General features: G+C 67.1%; 12 protein-coding genes and 1 pseudogene. 8 read left to right on the top strand and 5 right to left on the bottom strand.

Features of this window, described 5'->3' with window-relative positions; translation table 11 throughout:
* The first annotated feature begins 149 nt into the window (after nucleotides 1–149).
* The 4 genes and pseudogenes from ON40_RS38580 to ON40_RS38565 all read left to right on the top strand — a co-directional run bounded on the left by ON40_RS38580 (nucleotide 150) and on the right by ON40_RS38565 (nucleotide 4175).
* Nucleotides 150–1268 (top strand): tyrosine-type recombinase/integrase, encoded by a 1119-nt coding sequence (locus tag ON40_RS38580; protein WP_040830379.1) that lies wholly within the window; start codon nucleotides 150–152, stop codon nucleotides 1266–1268.
* Nucleotides 1265–1584 (top strand): annotated as a pseudogene (locus ON40_RS38575) (helix-turn-helix domain-containing protein). Before ON40_RS38580 ends, ON40_RS38575 begins: the two are co-directional and overlap by 4 nt.
* A gap of 958 nt (nucleotides 1585–2542) precedes the next feature.
* Nucleotides 2543–3898, top strand: coding sequence for a site-specific integrase (locus ON40_RS38570; protein ID WP_040830377.1), 1356 nt, complete (start codon nucleotides 2543–2545; stop codon nucleotides 3896–3898).
* Between the two features lie 31 nt (nucleotides 3899–3929).
* Complete coding sequence (locus tag ON40_RS38565; protein ID WP_040830376.1) at nucleotides 3930–4175, top strand: hypothetical protein; 246 nt, start codon at nucleotides 3930–3932, stop codon at nucleotides 4173–4175.
* A gap of 112 nt (nucleotides 4176–4287) precedes the next feature.
* On the opposite strand, the gene ON40_RS52785 is transcribed toward ON40_RS38565, so the two are convergent.
* Nucleotides 4288–5394 carry a helix-turn-helix domain-containing protein gene (locus ON40_RS52785; RefSeq protein WP_157186714.1) on the bottom strand — a complete coding sequence of 369 codons (1107 nt, stop codon included), beginning with the start codon at nucleotides 5392–5394 and terminating at the stop codon, nucleotides 4288–4290.
* Between the two features lie 1125 nt (nucleotides 5395–6519).
* On the opposite strand from ON40_RS52785, the gene ON40_RS38560 reads away from it, so the two are divergent.
* The 4 genes from ON40_RS38560 (at nucleotide 6520) to ON40_RS38545 (ending at nucleotide 10239) form a co-directional block, all read left to right on the top strand.
* The gene (locus tag ON40_RS38560) at nucleotides 6520–7116 is read left to right on the top strand and encodes a hypothetical protein (RefSeq protein WP_040830374.1); all 597 of its coding nucleotides are present in this window, start codon (nucleotides 6520–6522) and stop codon (nucleotides 7114–7116) included.
* 82 nt (nucleotides 7117–7198) lie between these two features.
* Nucleotides 7199–7981 (top strand): hypothetical protein, encoded by a 783-nt coding sequence (locus ON40_RS38555; RefSeq protein ID WP_040830373.1) that lies wholly within the window; start codon nucleotides 7199–7201, stop codon nucleotides 7979–7981.
* Nucleotides 7982–8063: 82 nt separating this feature from the next.
* Nucleotides 8064–8456, top strand: a complete 393-nt coding sequence (locus ON40_RS38550) for a hypothetical protein (RefSeq protein ID WP_157186713.1) — start codon at nucleotides 8064–8066, stop codon at nucleotides 8454–8456.
* A 310-nt stretch (nucleotides 8457–8766) separates the two neighbouring features.
* Complete coding sequence (locus ON40_RS38545) at nucleotides 8767–10239, top strand: cutinase family protein (RefSeq protein ID WP_157186712.1); 1473 nt, start codon at nucleotides 8767–8769, stop codon at nucleotides 10237–10239.
* 268 nt (nucleotides 10240–10507) lie between these two features.
* Here ON40_RS38545 and ON40_RS52780 read toward each other — a convergent pair whose 3' ends face one another.
* The 4 genes from ON40_RS52780 to ON40_RS48825 all read right to left on the bottom strand — a co-directional run bounded on the left by ON40_RS52780 (nucleotide 10508) and on the right by ON40_RS48825 (nucleotide 13563).
* A complete protein-coding gene (locus ON40_RS52780) occupies nucleotides 10508–10684 on the bottom strand; it encodes a hypothetical protein (RefSeq protein ID WP_157186711.1) in 177 nt (58 codons plus the stop codon).
* Between the two features lie 33 nt (nucleotides 10685–10717).
* Nucleotides 10718–11284: a hypothetical protein gene (locus ON40_RS38540; RefSeq protein ID WP_040830369.1), complete on the bottom strand. Its 567-nt coding sequence runs from the start codon at nucleotides 11282–11284 to the stop codon at nucleotides 10718–10720.
* A 166-nt stretch (nucleotides 11285–11450) separates the two neighbouring features.
* Nucleotides 11451–12035 carry a hypothetical protein gene (locus ON40_RS38535; RefSeq protein WP_040830368.1) on the bottom strand — a complete coding sequence of 195 codons (585 nt, stop codon included), beginning with the start codon at nucleotides 12033–12035 and terminating at the stop codon, nucleotides 11451–11453.
* 109 nt (nucleotides 12036–12144) lie between these two features.
* Nucleotides 12145–13563 (bottom strand): hypothetical protein, encoded by a 1419-nt coding sequence (locus ON40_RS48825; protein ID WP_051194227.1) that lies wholly within the window; start codon nucleotides 13561–13563, stop codon nucleotides 12145–12147.
* Nucleotides 13564–14167: the final 604 nt, after the last annotated feature.

Genomic DNA, 14167 nt, shown 5'->3' with positions numbered 1-14167 from the left:
ATGCAACATTGGACGCTTTCCGGGACTATCCAATCTTCGCATGTCGGAATGGTTTTGGCGAGTCGCGTCGTGACGTGCTGGCGTGTCGTGGACCTGGGGTTACGGTACCGGTAGCAACGATGTTGCATCCGATACAACCGGAGGTTGTAGTGGCGCGACAGGTCGATCTACCGGGCGCGGTGCACTTGGTGCTGGATTCTAGTGTGCGGTACCTGGATCCGGCCCCGGCGGTGTTCGAGGCGATGCTGGAGGGCTGGCGGCGGCAGCAGAAGAGCCGGTTCCTGAGCCAGGACACGATCGAGCCGCGGGTACGGTTGGTCCGGCGGTTCGCCGAGTTCACCAATCAGTATCCGTGGCAATGGCTTCCGGGAGAGCTGGAAGCGTTCACCACCGATCTGGTCTCGCGTGAGCGCCCGGCCGCGCAGTCGACGATTCGCTCGTATCACGGGGCGCTGCGTATGTTCTGCGAGTTCCTCACCGACGCCCGCTACGGCTGGATTGCCGAGTGCGACAACAGGTTCGGGCAGACACCGATCCAGATTGCGCACGAGTGGAACACCGTGACGCATGTGGTCGACTACGAGGGCCGTCCCGGCCGGAGGGCATTGACCTACGACGAGGTCCAGGCGTTGTTCGACGCGGCCGACGCCCGGGTGGAGACCATCCGCGCACGGGGCCGCAAGGGTGCGCTGGCGGCATGGCGCGAGGCTGCGACGCTGAAAACGATCTACGCCTTCGGGTTACGCCGCCGCGAGGCCGCGTGCCTGGATGTCGCGGACTTTCGCCGCAATCCGCGTGCGGCGCAGTATGGGCTGTTCGGTTCGGTGCAGGTCCGGTACGGCAAAGCCTCGCGCGGCAGCCCGCCCAAGCGGCGCACGGTGCTCACGGTGCCGGAGATGGACTGGATCGTGGATGTGCTCACCGAGTGGTGCGAACAGATCCGCCCGATGTTCAATCCCGGTGCGCACCCGGCGTTGTGGGTGACCGAGCGCCGCAGCAGGATCTCGGTGCGCTCAATCAACGACGCCTTCTGCGACGCCCGCGAGGCGGCCGGGCTCCCACCCGAGGCCGACGTGCATGCGCTGCGTCACTCGTATGTCACCCATCTTCTGGAGTTCGGTTATCCGGCATTGATGGTGCAGCAGCAGGTCGGGCATGCCTGGGGCTCCACGACCGCGATCTACACCTCAGTATCGGACGAGTTCCGCAACCGCCTACTCGAGCAGTCCCTGCAGGGGCATCCCGAATTATGGACGGAGACACCATGACTCGCACCATGGGCTACCGATGGCACCTACGCACCAAAATGGCCGAACGCGGCTTGTTCCAAACCTCGGACCTGGTGCCGCTGCTAGCCGAAGCGGCACCGCGCTCTCGCGCGAGCAGGTCTACCGGCTGGTCACCCAGCCGCCGCAACGGCTGTCGATGGACACCCTCGCCGCATTGTGTGACATCCTCGACGCTACCCCGAACGATCTGATCGAGATCACCAGCGAACCCACCCAGATCCGCAAGACCGCCACCAGCACCGGCACCGCGCCCACCCCACGGCGCACCACGATCCGCCGCCCGGACGGATTGTGAACCCGCCATGCCCGCCCCGGACCCGAGCGACTGGCTGGCCGCCTACCTGCGTGGCGCGTTGCCCTCACTCAGCACCGCCGCAGCACGCAAGGCGGTGGCCGCCACGAAAAGCCCACGCGCCCTGGCGCTCCTGCGCAACCACCTGGAACAGCACCCCGACGCCTTGACCTCCGGTGACTCGAATGCGCCCCCGGTGGTCTGCACATTCATCGTCGTGCTCGCCGACGCCGGCGCCGAGGCCGTGCTACCGCACTGCAGCCGCTGCCGGAAACCGGCCCGACGACTACCCAAAACCGTTGACGGAGGACGGATCTGCGCCTCCTGCGCGAGCTGGGAGACCGCCGAACCGTGCGGGCGCTGCGGACGCAACCTCCCGGTCTCCACCCGCGATGCACGGGGAAAACCACTGTGCCAGACATGCCGGGTCCGTGATCCCGGCAGCCACCGGGCCTGCGGATCATGTGGGCAGGTCAAACGAGTCAGCGCTCGCACAGCCGACGGCACCCCTGTCTGCGCGCGCTGCTACCGCGCGCATCGGCCGTCCGAACGGTGCTGCCGCTGCGGACGGCACCGCCCTCCCGAGCGCCGGACTCCCGCCGGACCGGTTTGCGAGAGCTGTTACCAGCCGCCGGACCAGCGTTGCGACGCCTGCGGACGCATTGGGCCCCTGAGAACCCGCCGCACCGAAACCCAGCCTGCACTCTGCCGGGGTTGCTATCGAGGACGCACTGCTGTCTGCACCCGTTGTGGGCGAGAAGGCCCGACCAAACGATGCTCGGCCCGTAACCGCGAACCGACCTGCCCGAGCTGCTGGCCGCGCCCCCGACGCCGCTGCGTCAGCTGCCGACGGATCACCGCGATTCTCACCCGCTGGCCCATCGGCGATATCTGTGGGGCCTGCTACAAGTGGATCCGCGACCACCCCGCGCCCTGCACCGACTGCGGCACCACCCGCCCATTGATCGGCATCAACTCTGCGGGTCAGCCGATCTGCGGGCCCTGCGCCGGACAACCCGACCGTGACTACACCTGCCAACGCTGCGGCAACTCCGGCTTCTTCCACACCACCGGACTCTGCCTGCGCTGCCAGGTCAGCGACCGCGTCCGCGAACTCCTCGCCGACACCAACGGCACCATCCCCGTCGACCTGCTGCCGTTCACCACCGCACTCACCAACACCGGGTCCCCTTCAGCGATCCTGCAGTGGCTGTCCCCGGACCGACCCGCCACCCGCCTGCTCGAGCACCTCCACGCCACCGGTGAATCGATCACCCACCACCAACTCGACCAGCTCCCACAGGATCTGACGCTGCACCACCTGCGCCGAACCCTCATGCATACCGGAGTACTGCCCGACCGCGTCGAATACCTCGAACGACTCGTGCCCTGGCTCGAGCAGCTACTCACCGACCAACCCGAGGCCCGCGCCCACATCCTGCGCACCTACGCCACCTGGACAGTGCTCCGACGCGCTCGACGTCGTGCCGCACATCAACCATTCACCTACAGCTCGAGCAACTGGGCCCGCAACCGCATCCTCGTCTCACTACGGCTGCTGCAATGGATCCAGGACCAACACCTCGATCTCAGCGACGTCCAGCAACACCACATCGATCAATGGCTCACAAGCGGCAGCCCCGAATCCACCTATCTCGCACGCGAATTCGTTCGCTGGGCCAGACAACGACGACTCGTCGGCGACATCACGATCCCGAAAAGACGTCATCGCAGCGCACTCCCACCGATCACCGAAGACGAACGCTGGGAACAACTCCGCCGCTGCCTGCACGAGGACACCCTCCCCACCGCGATCCGCGCCGCCAGCGCACTCGTCCTGCTCTACGGACTCCCACTCAGCAAAGTCACCGTCCTGCGACACAACGACATCCACACCGACGACCGCAAACGCGTTTGGCTGCGCCACGGCAGCCACCAACTCCGGCTCCCACCCGCCATCGCCACCCTCCTCCTCACCCAACGCAACCACCCCACCACCATCGCCGCAGTCAACCGCAACCACCCCGACGACACGAAATGGCTGTTCCCCGGCAGCTTCCCCGGACAACCCGCCCGCGACAGCCTCTACCGCGGACTCCGCAGCCACCTCCACCTCCACATCCGACGCGCCCGCAGCGCCGCACTGGCCCACCTCGCCGCCGAAATCCCCGCCGCCGTCCTGGCCCAACTCCTCGACCTCCACATCAACACCGCCCTCGCCTGGGCCACCTACGCCCAAAACGACTGGAGCACCTACCTCACCGCACGAACACGCGCAACCAACAACGCCCGCAACAAGACAACCCGCCCCGACTAACAGCACACCCCGCGCAAGCGAATGGCAGGCCATGAGCGAACACCCCCAGGACCAAGCCCCCGACCGCCCCGACCTTCCCACCGAAGACCAGGCCCACACCAGCACCCCCCAGCGACGCAAACCAACACGACACGGCCGAATCACCATCGAACGCATCGAGACCACCCCCATGACCTCGGAAGACCAATACCGCCGCGCAGTCCAAGCCCTGGCAACCCTCTACAACGAGTGGCGGAATCGCACCACCAGCGACAAAAAATCACCCGATCCGGAATAACACCAACCTACATACCCTCCCAGACAAAACCCATCAAATGACCGAAGGGAGGAATACAGCAGGGTCTGAATACTCCCGCTTCACCAGTGAACCAAGCATCGCCAGCAACTGGTCACTCAGGAATGGAGTAATCACTTCGCGCATAACGAACAAGCCACCCTCGGGGAGTGACGAGAATAGTCTTCCGGCGACGATCTGAATCTGAGGCTGTGCTTTGTATCAGATTCACGTCTTCCAGACTTTTGATGTGTGGAACCATTGCCTGAGCACTGTTGAAACCGAAGGTTTCGTAGTCACCAGGAGAGCAACTCCCTCCTATTCCTGTTAGGCTATCGAACACCTCCCATGCTCGGTTGCCAGATAGATTGGTTTCTTCCGCGTTCCTCGCCGCTTGGCCTCTTATCCAGCGCTCGAAATGTTGTCGATTGGCTACAGGATCTGCACTCGCATATCCGCCATCATGCAGCCAGAACGAGAAATCCTCGCTATATTTCAACGCGTTGCGGAGGTTCTTGTTTAGAACATCATATATTAGCTTGAAGCTCTCAGGATCTACAGGAGCGACCGCAGAATCAATAATTTGATACAACTCCAAGCGGCGAGCTATTACCTGGGAGATCTCGGCGTCTTCAATCGGAGAAAGCTCCAGTGGCTCAGCGAGTCTACCTTCGAGTCGAGGCGAGGAGGCGCTTGTTCTTACGATTCCGCGCGCGCCGCAGAGCACCCATTTGAGACCAGGCGACGAGAGTATTCCATCCCTCATCGACTCCAGAAGAGCGCGCGCTTCCTTCGATGTCTCAAGCAGCTCAAGATTGTCGATAACACCGACGAAGGCACCTGACTGCGACGATGGAAAACACTGTCGAAGCCAGCCGAAAACCGTATCCCTCAGTCCTGCCTCGTTAAATCCAGCGCCAGTATTCACCGATACGCTTCGACTCGCGCTTCCGCCGAATCCAGCAACGCTTGCTCCCGCGCCGCCACCTTTGATTAACGGGGCGTTAATCCATTTTTGAAGGTCCACCACGTCGGGGACATCATGTCCGCCCCTTTTTAGGAGATCATGATGTTTGATCATGCTGTTGGCGACGGCTAACAGAGCTTTGCGTTCCAGTGTCGCAGCCGAGTCGCCGACTGTCAGCTGAAAAATTTCATCTAGAGGAATAATTGCCTGACTAGTGGACTTCTGCTCAAATTCCCGTCGCAGACGATATCCCACCACTGAGACCAGACTGGTCTTTCCGACACCGTTTTCACCCTCAATTGTTGGATGTAGGTCGGAGGATGTTAGGCGGTTGGCCAACCTTTTTGCAACGCCATCTCTGCCTACGAAGAGGCTCTCCCCTTCCTCGGTAGGAGGGACTGGACGAGTCGCATACGGACTCTCCTGGAATCCAAGATCGGACCAAATCGACACTGTTCGTTTCCCCTCGTACATCTGTCATCGGCGGACGAAATCTTGCAATGTTAATACTAGCCATGACTTTCCGGCAAATTGTGGTCTTCGAAGTCCCGCCGGGTGCCGTACACCTGCATCCAACTTACGAGTTGTGGGATGTCGAGGGCATGCGTTCAGTGCCTCCTTGAACGAGGGCTAGGACACTGCACCGCCCCTGCCTAGCATGCCGAGGCGGGGGCGAGGCGCTCGTCGTCACGATGCGCCCGCTGCGGGAACCAGGCGGGGCCAACGTGTCCGCCCGGCCCGCGCGCCGAGGCAACCGCATCGGTTCAGGAATCCCACGGGAGGGACGCCCAGCGAGCCTGTAGCCATAGAAAGGTCGTCCGCCATGCGTTCTGCTGACCACTCACCGGAAAACCCCGCCACCGCACCCGTCGAGATCGATGGCATGGTCTCGTATATTTCGATGTCGGATACCCGGAAATATCGCTACCCCAAACCGTTCGATAACCTCGCCGAGGCCCGGAAATAGGCCGAGGATCAGACTCGGGAATTCGTCGACGATTTCAGGTGGAACTGCGAGGTCGATATATCGTGAACCTGGATTCCAGCGCACCGATCGTGCAAATCACCTACGGCCGGGTCCGCTGGCACCGTGCGCTGGCACGACAATGGCCCCCGATGGAAACCTCGCCGCACAGTCGTATGCCGTACTCGTTTCGTCCTATTAGAGTCGCGGCTATCCGATACCGCCGGACATTCCCGTTGCCGTTGTAAATAACAGAAGACGGGCGTCTTGTTTTCGATAACGGCTTGACATTTCCCCGGGTGACGAGCGTCCATGTATGTGGTTCCCCCGCAATTCCGCCGGAATTGCGGGGCGAACCGTCCCGGCCGGGACATGGCAACACCGCTATCGAATTCCCTACCACCCACGGAGATGTCATGCCCAATGCGCGACCAGCAAACGACACCAACGACGCCGCTATGCGCGCGGCGCTGGCCGCTAATCCCGGGGCCACCGCCAGCGCGCTGGCGTTCGACGCGGGAATGAGCGTGTCCACCGGCCGCACCATTCTGGCGCGGATGGCCGACGACGGCACGGCCGTGCGCACCACCGACCCCGACGCGTCCCGCGCCACCTACCTGTGGACCCTGGCCGACACCGCACCCCCGGCCCGCACCGCGACCGTGAAACCGGCCGCACGGTCCGCGCGCACGCCGGGCCGCCCCAAGAAAACCGGCACCACCGCACCACCCGCCGCCCCTGCCAAGGGCACCGCCGGTGCCGGGGGTGGTGCGGGCACGGTGGACAAGTTGCCGCCGGGTGGGTTGCGGGGGCTGGTTGAGGACCATCTGCGGGACAACCCCGGCGAGTCGTTCAGCCCTACCGCGCTCAAACACGCGCTGGACACCGCGCACGCGCCCCGGCAGTTCTCGAGCGGCGCGATCAACAACGCCCTGGAGAGGCTCACCGCCGAGGACGTGGCCACCCGTACCAGCGACGCGCCGAAGAAGTGGGCTCTGGCCGCCGGGGCGTGAACACCCGCCGCGCATTGCCGGGCGTCCGCCCGGTCACCGATTCCCGAAATTTGCTCTTGCACAACAGAATCGAGACTTTGTCATGACCACACCGACCACATCCGAACCGATCGCGCTGTTGCGGGCCGCTCGTGACCGGGCCGCCGATGCCCGGAATCTGCCGCGCGCGCTGGAACTGGACAACGAGCTGGAAGACCTCGGGCAGCTCGGCGGCTCGGCGCGCCGCACGTGCTGGCCGTGCGGGAGTTGGGCTGATCACGTCCACGAACCGGGTACCGGGGAGCGCATGCCGGTGCACGGGGGCCTGCTGGCCGATGATGAGCACATCGCGACAGCGGTGCGGGTGTTCGCGCTGGCGGTTACCGCGCTGCCGCACCACTGGACCGAAACCCCTACCGCCGCGCAGGTTGTGGTCGATCTGGGGCGTCACCAGTTCGTGGTGACGATCCACCACGGCGACACCGGCGACGGGGCCGCCCGTGTGGTCTACATCAGCGGGTGTGTGCACCGGGTCACCGGGCAGGCGCGGGCGTTCCCGGCCATCCACGCCACCGCGCGCGGTACCGCCGCGATCGTGGCCGCCTACCACTACGCGCGGTACCACGGCTGCGGGCCCGTCGCGCCCGCGCCCGCCCGGCCGGTGCGCGCCGATGATCCCGACGACCTGCTGGCGCGGTTCCGTGTCCGCCAGAACCAGATCGACGCCGAGATCGACGCCCACGACGGCGACCCCGACACCGGCGATCACCACGACCGGCTCGCCGCGTGGCACCGCGAGGCCAGCGAACTCATGGCCGCCCTGGACAACCACCTCACTACGGGCGGGGCACTGCCCCGGGCATGGACACACGCCCGGACCGCGTGAGTTGAGCACCTGTTCCCAGGCGGGGTCCGTCCCCGCCTGGGAACAGGCCATTTTCGCTATGGACGACAAGGGGAAAGATTTCATGTACGAGACATTGACCGCGCGGTTGGACGAGTCCTACACGATGCTGGGCACCGCGCAGCGGGTCACCCGGATCCGCGAGCACCTGTTCACGGTGGTGCCGCACACCGAGTGCGCGCATGTCGCCGGTGGCACCATCTGTACCGAGTGCGCCGAGAGTTGGCAGGTCGATTACGAGTTCGACGACCCGTTCCCGTTCGCGCGCACACCGCATCGGTGGACGGTGCGCGATCTCATCGACGGGGGCCAGCTACACGTCGCGGACGCGCTCACCCTGGCCGGAACCGATATCGCGGCCGTGGTCACCGCTACCGGTGGGCTGATGCTGCCCGATGGGCGCGTGTTCGACACACCATCGGCCGCCGCCATCGCCGCACAGGACCGCGACCGCTAACCAACGCGCGGCGCGCGCACACCGCACGGGCCCCGGCCAATTCCACGGCCGGGGCCCGTGCCATATCCACGCCCCCGCACCGCGCCCCACGGCCGGACGCGCGGTGCCGGTCGGCCCCCTGGGAACGCCCCGCAATCCAACGCCCCGGCCCCTGGGGGCCGCGCGGGATTCCCGGCCCCGCGCGGCTGTGGTCGAAATCCGTGCCGTATCGCGTGTCAAATTTCGGCCCTCGAACAGGAGTCCTCAGATAGCGGCACCACGCCCCGGTGGTGTTCGCGTCCGTCATTCGACCCTGTTCAGGAGGTACCCCATGATCGGTTCACACATCCGTATTCGCACCACACGCCACCCCGCACGCCCTCGCCCCAGGGTGCGGCGGTGGGCCGGTGCCTCGATCTGCGCGGCCACCGTGCTCACCGCGGCCGTGACACCCGCCCTCGCCGTCGCCGCACCCACACCCGCACAAGGCTGCGCGAAGGTCACCACGGTCACGGTGCCCGGAACCTGGGAGGAGGCCCCGACCGGCACCTCGCCCGCCCAGACCTCGCCGCAGACCCTGCTGGCCCCGGTTACCGGCGACCTGCAGGCCCGCTACGGCCACGATCTCGCCTCGCAGACGGTGGACTACTCCGCGTCGATCACCCCGACCTACGCCGCCTCGGAATCCGGTGGCACACAAGCGCTCTCCACGCAGTTGTCGCAGCTGTGCCCCACTACGAAAGTGGTCCTGCTCGGGTATTCCCAAGGAGCGCAGGTCGCTGGGGACCTCGCGGCCCGGATTGGGCACGGGCAAGGCCCGATCCCGGCCTCGCGGGTCCTGGCGGTCGGGCTCGTCGCGGACCCTCACCGCGCGTCCACGACACCGCAACTCGGCCATCAGGCCGGCGGGGAAGGCGTCGAGGGCCCTCGCGGCCAGGACTTCGGCGAGTTGACCGACCGGGTGCGTACCCTCTGCACCCAAGGCGACCTGTACTGCTCGGCCTCCCCGCAGACCGACCCGCTCGTCACCACGATCGGACGCGCGTTCACCAGCACCCCGAACCCCGCACCCGGGCCCGAGGCCACGACTCAGACCGGCCCGGCCTCGCAGCCCAGCGCCGAAGCCGGTGCTCTGGCAGGACTCGATGCGTCCACCCTCACCCAGCAGGTACTGAACGTGCTGGCGGGGATGAGCGCCCTCGCAGCGAACCTGCCCGCGATCGGCGCGGACCTCGCGGCGTTGCCGCAACGCCTGGCCGCCCTGGACGTCCCGGGCACCCACCAGCTCGCCGGTGACCTCAACAATCAGTTCCGGCCGCTGGTCACCATGGCCTCGCAGGTCGACCTGCACCTCATCGCCCGCATCCTGACCATCCTCGCCCCGGCCGACACCAGCGGAATCACCAGCGCGGCAGCACAAATCATCGATATCCTCGCCGGAGTCGACATCAACCGAGTCGCCACCGACCTCGGTAACGCCCAGGACACCGCGTGGGCGGCAGTGCAGAAACTCACCACCGGAGACGTCCTGGGTGCCGGGGCCGCATTGACCGGCCTGCTTCCTGTCGCCGCCGACCTCGCGCAGGTCGCGGCGAACGCACTCACCGGCAGCACCGCCGCACCCCTGGCCGCACTCACCCCCACCAACACCGGCACGACCTCGAACAGTGGACTCGCCGACCTGGCCCGGCAAGGAATCGACGCGGCGAATTTCTTCTCTTCTGGTGTCCACCAGAACGGGTACGCCCCGGGCCTACAAGACCTCACCAGCTGGTTGACCGGCCAAATCAACCACGCCCACTGATCGAGGTCACCCTCGAGAGGGTGCTAGCAGCCGCCCGATAGGCCCCGCACAGCGCGCCCACCGAAATAGGCACCGGGGCCCCGGCCGGATCGGCAGTGCGGCCAGGGTATGACGTGCGCGCCGGGGTCGGGCGGGGGTGCCGGTGCCGGGGGTGTGGCGGCCCGCGCCGGTGCCGCCCCGATGTCATCAGCACCGACGACCCAACAGGGCCCGGGGTGATCCGCGCTGGCGGATCACCCCGGGCCCGTTCGATCTCGGCGTCGGGTGGCTACGTCGGGGCGTCGGGCCGGTTCGGTCTCTCCACGCGCGGGCGGGCAGGCGTGTCGCTGGTGGTTTCGGCGCACTCGTCACACACGCCGATGATCGGCTGTAGCGGCACGGCGCGGCCGGACATGTTGACCCGCTTGACTTTACGGCACTTCTCGCACCATCCATGAAGTTTCATGACCTGTTCTCCTTCCAGGGGGCTGCGGGAAAATCAGATCGGCCCGGCGTCCCCGTTTCCGGCCGTTTCGCCGGGGGTGTCCGCGCAGCGGGCACAACCCCCGGTGGCGGCGCGGGGCGCAAGGAGGTAATCGGCGTGCGCGGTCAGCCTGTCCATGATCTTTTGCCAGCTGCGTGACTTGCGGTAGAGGTCACGCTGATACGGGCTGGCGAGCACCCTCGTGTCCGGGTTGGTGTCGGCCCCTTCGGGCCCGTCGAAGGTGTAGGTCTGTTGCGGGATAGCCCAGAGATCGTTCCATTGCCGCCCGGCCGGATCGTATGCCTCGACCACGAAGTACGACTGCTCGATGCGGGCATCGACGTGCAGCCGGTACCGCACCGAAACGCCGTTCCGTTCGTGGAGTACCTCCACGTCGTTGCGTTGTTGAGCCCCGCCGACGATATCGTCGAGGTTCAACCGGGGGCCCTCGATAGCGGTGAGGTTCGTAGTCGTTGCCCCACTTGCTGTTTCGGCGCATGCGCGCGCGTCATGAGCGCACCCGACCCCCGGGCGCGGATCGTAGTCGTGCTGGTCGTTGTCGTTGTCGTGCTGGTCGGTCATGGCGGAATTCCTCGATTCTGTTGTGCTGGTGATGGTTTCGGGTTGCCTCGGTGCCGTCCGCCCGTGCCCTGCCCGTGCCGACGACTGGACGTCGGCGCGGGCGCGGCGCGGTGGTGGTTCCCGTACGGCCGGGCCGCAGGATGCGGGCCCGGCCGGTTCGGGGGCGCTAGGCGGGCGGGGTGAGGTATCGGCGGGCGTCGGCGATCGCGGCGGCGGTGCGGGGGTTGGCGTAGATCACCGGCGGTCGCAGATCGGGTGCGCCGGTGTAGTCGTTGTCGATATACGCGGTGCCGGGCCGCCCGTCGGCGTCGTCGGCGGGCACGATGACCCGGTAGTTACTGGCCTTGAGCGGGACGGTGACCCGGTGCGAACCATCGGCCAGGGCGTCCCAGGCCCACCTCGGGGCGAACGAGGCCAGCGCGAACACCTGCCAGGCGAGCTGCGTGATGGCCTCGACGTCGGCGCGGGTGAACGTGGGATACCACCACGGGACCATCATCGGTTCATCGGTCAGCGGGTCGTGGATATGGTCGGCCCAGCCCCCGCACGCGCGACAGGTGCGGCGGCGGCCTTGGCTGAAATCGGCCAGCTCCAGCCGGGTGTCGAGTTCGTTGTCCGCGCGCAACGTGCGAGCCAGGTCCTCGTAGTAGAAGGCGTCGGTGCGGATGGCCAGCACCGCGTCGGTACTGAGCTGATCCCAAGGGACCAGGTCGAGGTCGTTGTCGTGCTCGTCGTCGTGGTGGTCGGTCATGGCGGAATTCCTCGATTCGTGTGTGCCGGTACCGGTCTCGGTTTCCGGTGTCCTGTCGGGGGCACCGGCCGGGGCCGCGGGTTCGAGGGCCCCGGCCGGTGCGGGGGAATCAGGCGGCGGCGCGGGTTTGCGCGGTAGCCGGTGCGGTGCGTGTGCGGCGGGGCCGCGCGGGCGTGCCGGTCGGCGCGATGTTCGCCGGGGCCGGGGCGGCGGCTTTCGCCTTGCCCTTGGCCGTACCTTGTTTGGCCGCAGCGGGTTTCGTGGCCTTGCGGGCGGTGTCGGAGGTCTTGGCCCGCGTGGTCTTGGCCGGGGTGGCGGGGGCCGGTTCGGTCGCGGTGGCGGTTTTGCGGGCCGCGCGGCGCGCGGTGGGGGCGGGTGATTGTTCGGCCGGGGCGGCGCTCACCGGGGCCGGGGCGGCAGTGTCGTTCGCCGTGGCCTTGGCCGTACCCTGTTTCGCCGCAGCCGGTTTCGTGGCCTTGGCGGGCGTGTTGGGCTTGGCCGCAGCGGGTTTCGTGGTCTTGCGGGGCGCGCGGGGCTTGGCCGGAGCCGCCTCGGTGGCCGGGGCGGTGGCGGTGTCGGGCGCGGTGTCGGCGGGCGTGGTGTCGGCGGGTGCGGTGTTCTTGCGGGCCCGTTGCTTGCGCGCGGGGGTTGCCGCATCGGGGGTACCGGTCCCGGTGTCGTCGGCGGGCGCGGCCGGGGTCGAAGCGCGTTTCGTCGCAGCGGTTTTGGTGCTCTTGCGGGGCTTGGCCGGTGCGGTGGCGGTGGCCGGTGCGGGCGTAAGGTCGTCGGCCTTGCCCGTGTCGGCCGGGGTGGCGGCCGGTTCCACGGTGGCGGCCGGTTCCGGGGCGGCAGCTGGTTCCGGGGTGGTGGCCGGTGCGGGCGTGGTGTTCGCGGCCGGTGCGTGCGTGTCCGGGGCGGTGTCGGCGGGGGCCGGTGCGGGTGCGGCCGGGCGTGGTGTTCGCGGTGCCGGGGCGGCGGTGGCCCGGTCCGCAGTGATCGCGCGGCGCGCGGGCACCGGGCGCGGGTTCGGCCGGGCCGGGGTGGCGGTGCGGTGAGCCAGGGTGGTGACGGTGTGGCGGCCCAACGCGGCGGCCACACCGACCACGGCCACGATCAACGCGACGGCGGCGCGGCCGAACGCGGCGGCGGCCCGGCTGAGGGTGACGCTCGCGGCGGCCGGGGTCATGGCGGCCGGTGCGGGCGTGATGGCGGGACGGGTGCGGCGGGGTGTGCGAGCCGGGGCCACGGACACGCGGGCAGGGACTACGGACGCGGCGGCGGTCGCGGTGGCGGGGGTTGCGCGGTAGCGGCGCGGGGTGGTTTGGGTTTGTTCGGCGTGCCCGGCATCGGTCAGCCGGGCCAGGGCATTGCCGACCGCCCCGGCCGAACGGCCCAGGAGGACCGCGATCTGGCGCGGCCCGTATTCGGTGCCGGGGTTGTCGGCCAGTACGTGCGCCACCATGGCGCGCAATTCGCCGTTCCCCAGACGGGCGCGCGCGGTGGCCGTTGCGGGGCTGTGTTCGGTCATTTCGGTAACTCCTGTCGGAAAGTGATTGCGCCGTGGGTATCGGTCAATATCCGTATTCGGCGCGCCCCCCGGGGTTCGGTATTCGATGATTTCCCGGTAGGTGCGGGTCGAAGCTAACTCGACACACCACACCGATTCAAGCCAATACCGAAAAACACCCCCGGAAAACCGGAATCGTACACCGACCTCGCGTAATCGGCGGGCACGGTAGCCGAGCACGGCAAGCCCGAATCGATATCAATTACCGGAAACGGATTCGATTCCCGCCGATTCGGCCGCAACAGATAATCATTCAGTACTCGACGCACGCCCGGCACCGACGGACACGACCACACCACGCCGACAGTTCCACTGTCCGCACACCCGCTGGATGCCGCCACACACCCTCCCCCGATGTATATATGTGTATGTATTACATACAGCCTGGACAGCACCCCACCCTGCCACAGGCCGCCTAGCTGCGCGTATACGGGGTGCGGGGTGGGCCGATCTCAAGCGGCCCTGGTATCGGCCCTGCTATCGGCCCCCGTATCGGCCCTCGTATCGGCACAACCACCCCCATCTGAAGTCCGATCTTCTCGACGCAGAGCACCACAGCGAGGCC

The organism is Nocardia jiangxiensis NBRC 101359 (assembly GCF_000308615.1).
GTDB classification, from domain to species: Bacteria; Actinomycetota; Actinomycetes; order Mycobacteriales; family Mycobacteriaceae; genus Nocardia; species Nocardia jiangxiensis.
Note: the sequence above shows the minus strand (reverse complement) of the source record. Positions and strands in the feature narration are given on the sequence as shown.

Excerpts from the sequence above, each read along its gene's own strand:
- ON40_RS38565 (WP_040830376.1), top strand. The coding sequence starts at position 3,930 with ATGAGCGAACACCCCCAGGACCAAGCCCCCGACCGCCCCGACCTTCCC.
- ON40_RS52780 (WP_157186711.1), bottom strand. The coding sequence starts at position 10,684 with ATGAAACTTCATGGATGGTGCGAGAAGTGCCGTAAAGTCAAGCGGGTC.
- ON40_RS38550 (WP_157186713.1), top strand. The coding sequence starts at position 8,064 with ATGTACGAGACATTGACCGCGCGGTTGGACGAGTCCTACACGATGCTG.
- ON40_RS38540 (WP_040830369.1), bottom strand. The coding sequence starts at position 11,284 with ATGACCGACCAGCACGACAACGACAACGACCAGCACGACTACGATCCG.
- ON40_RS38560 (WP_040830374.1), top strand. The coding sequence starts at position 6,520 with ATGCCCAATGCGCGACCAGCAAACGACACCAACGACGCCGCTATGCGC.
- ON40_RS48825 (WP_051194227.1), bottom strand. The coding sequence starts at position 13,563 with ATGACCGAACACAGCCCCGCAACGGCCACCGCGCGCGCCCGTCTGGGG.
- ON40_RS38555 (WP_040830373.1), top strand. The coding sequence starts at position 7,199 with ATGACCACACCGACCACATCCGAACCGATCGCGCTGTTGCGGGCCGCT.
- ON40_RS38545 (WP_157186712.1), top strand. The coding sequence starts at position 8,767 with ATGATCGGTTCACACATCCGTATTCGCACCACACGCCACCCCGCACGC.
- ON40_RS38535 (WP_040830368.1), bottom strand. The coding sequence starts at position 12,035 with ATGACCGACCACCACGACGACGAGCACGACAACGACCTCGACCTGGTC.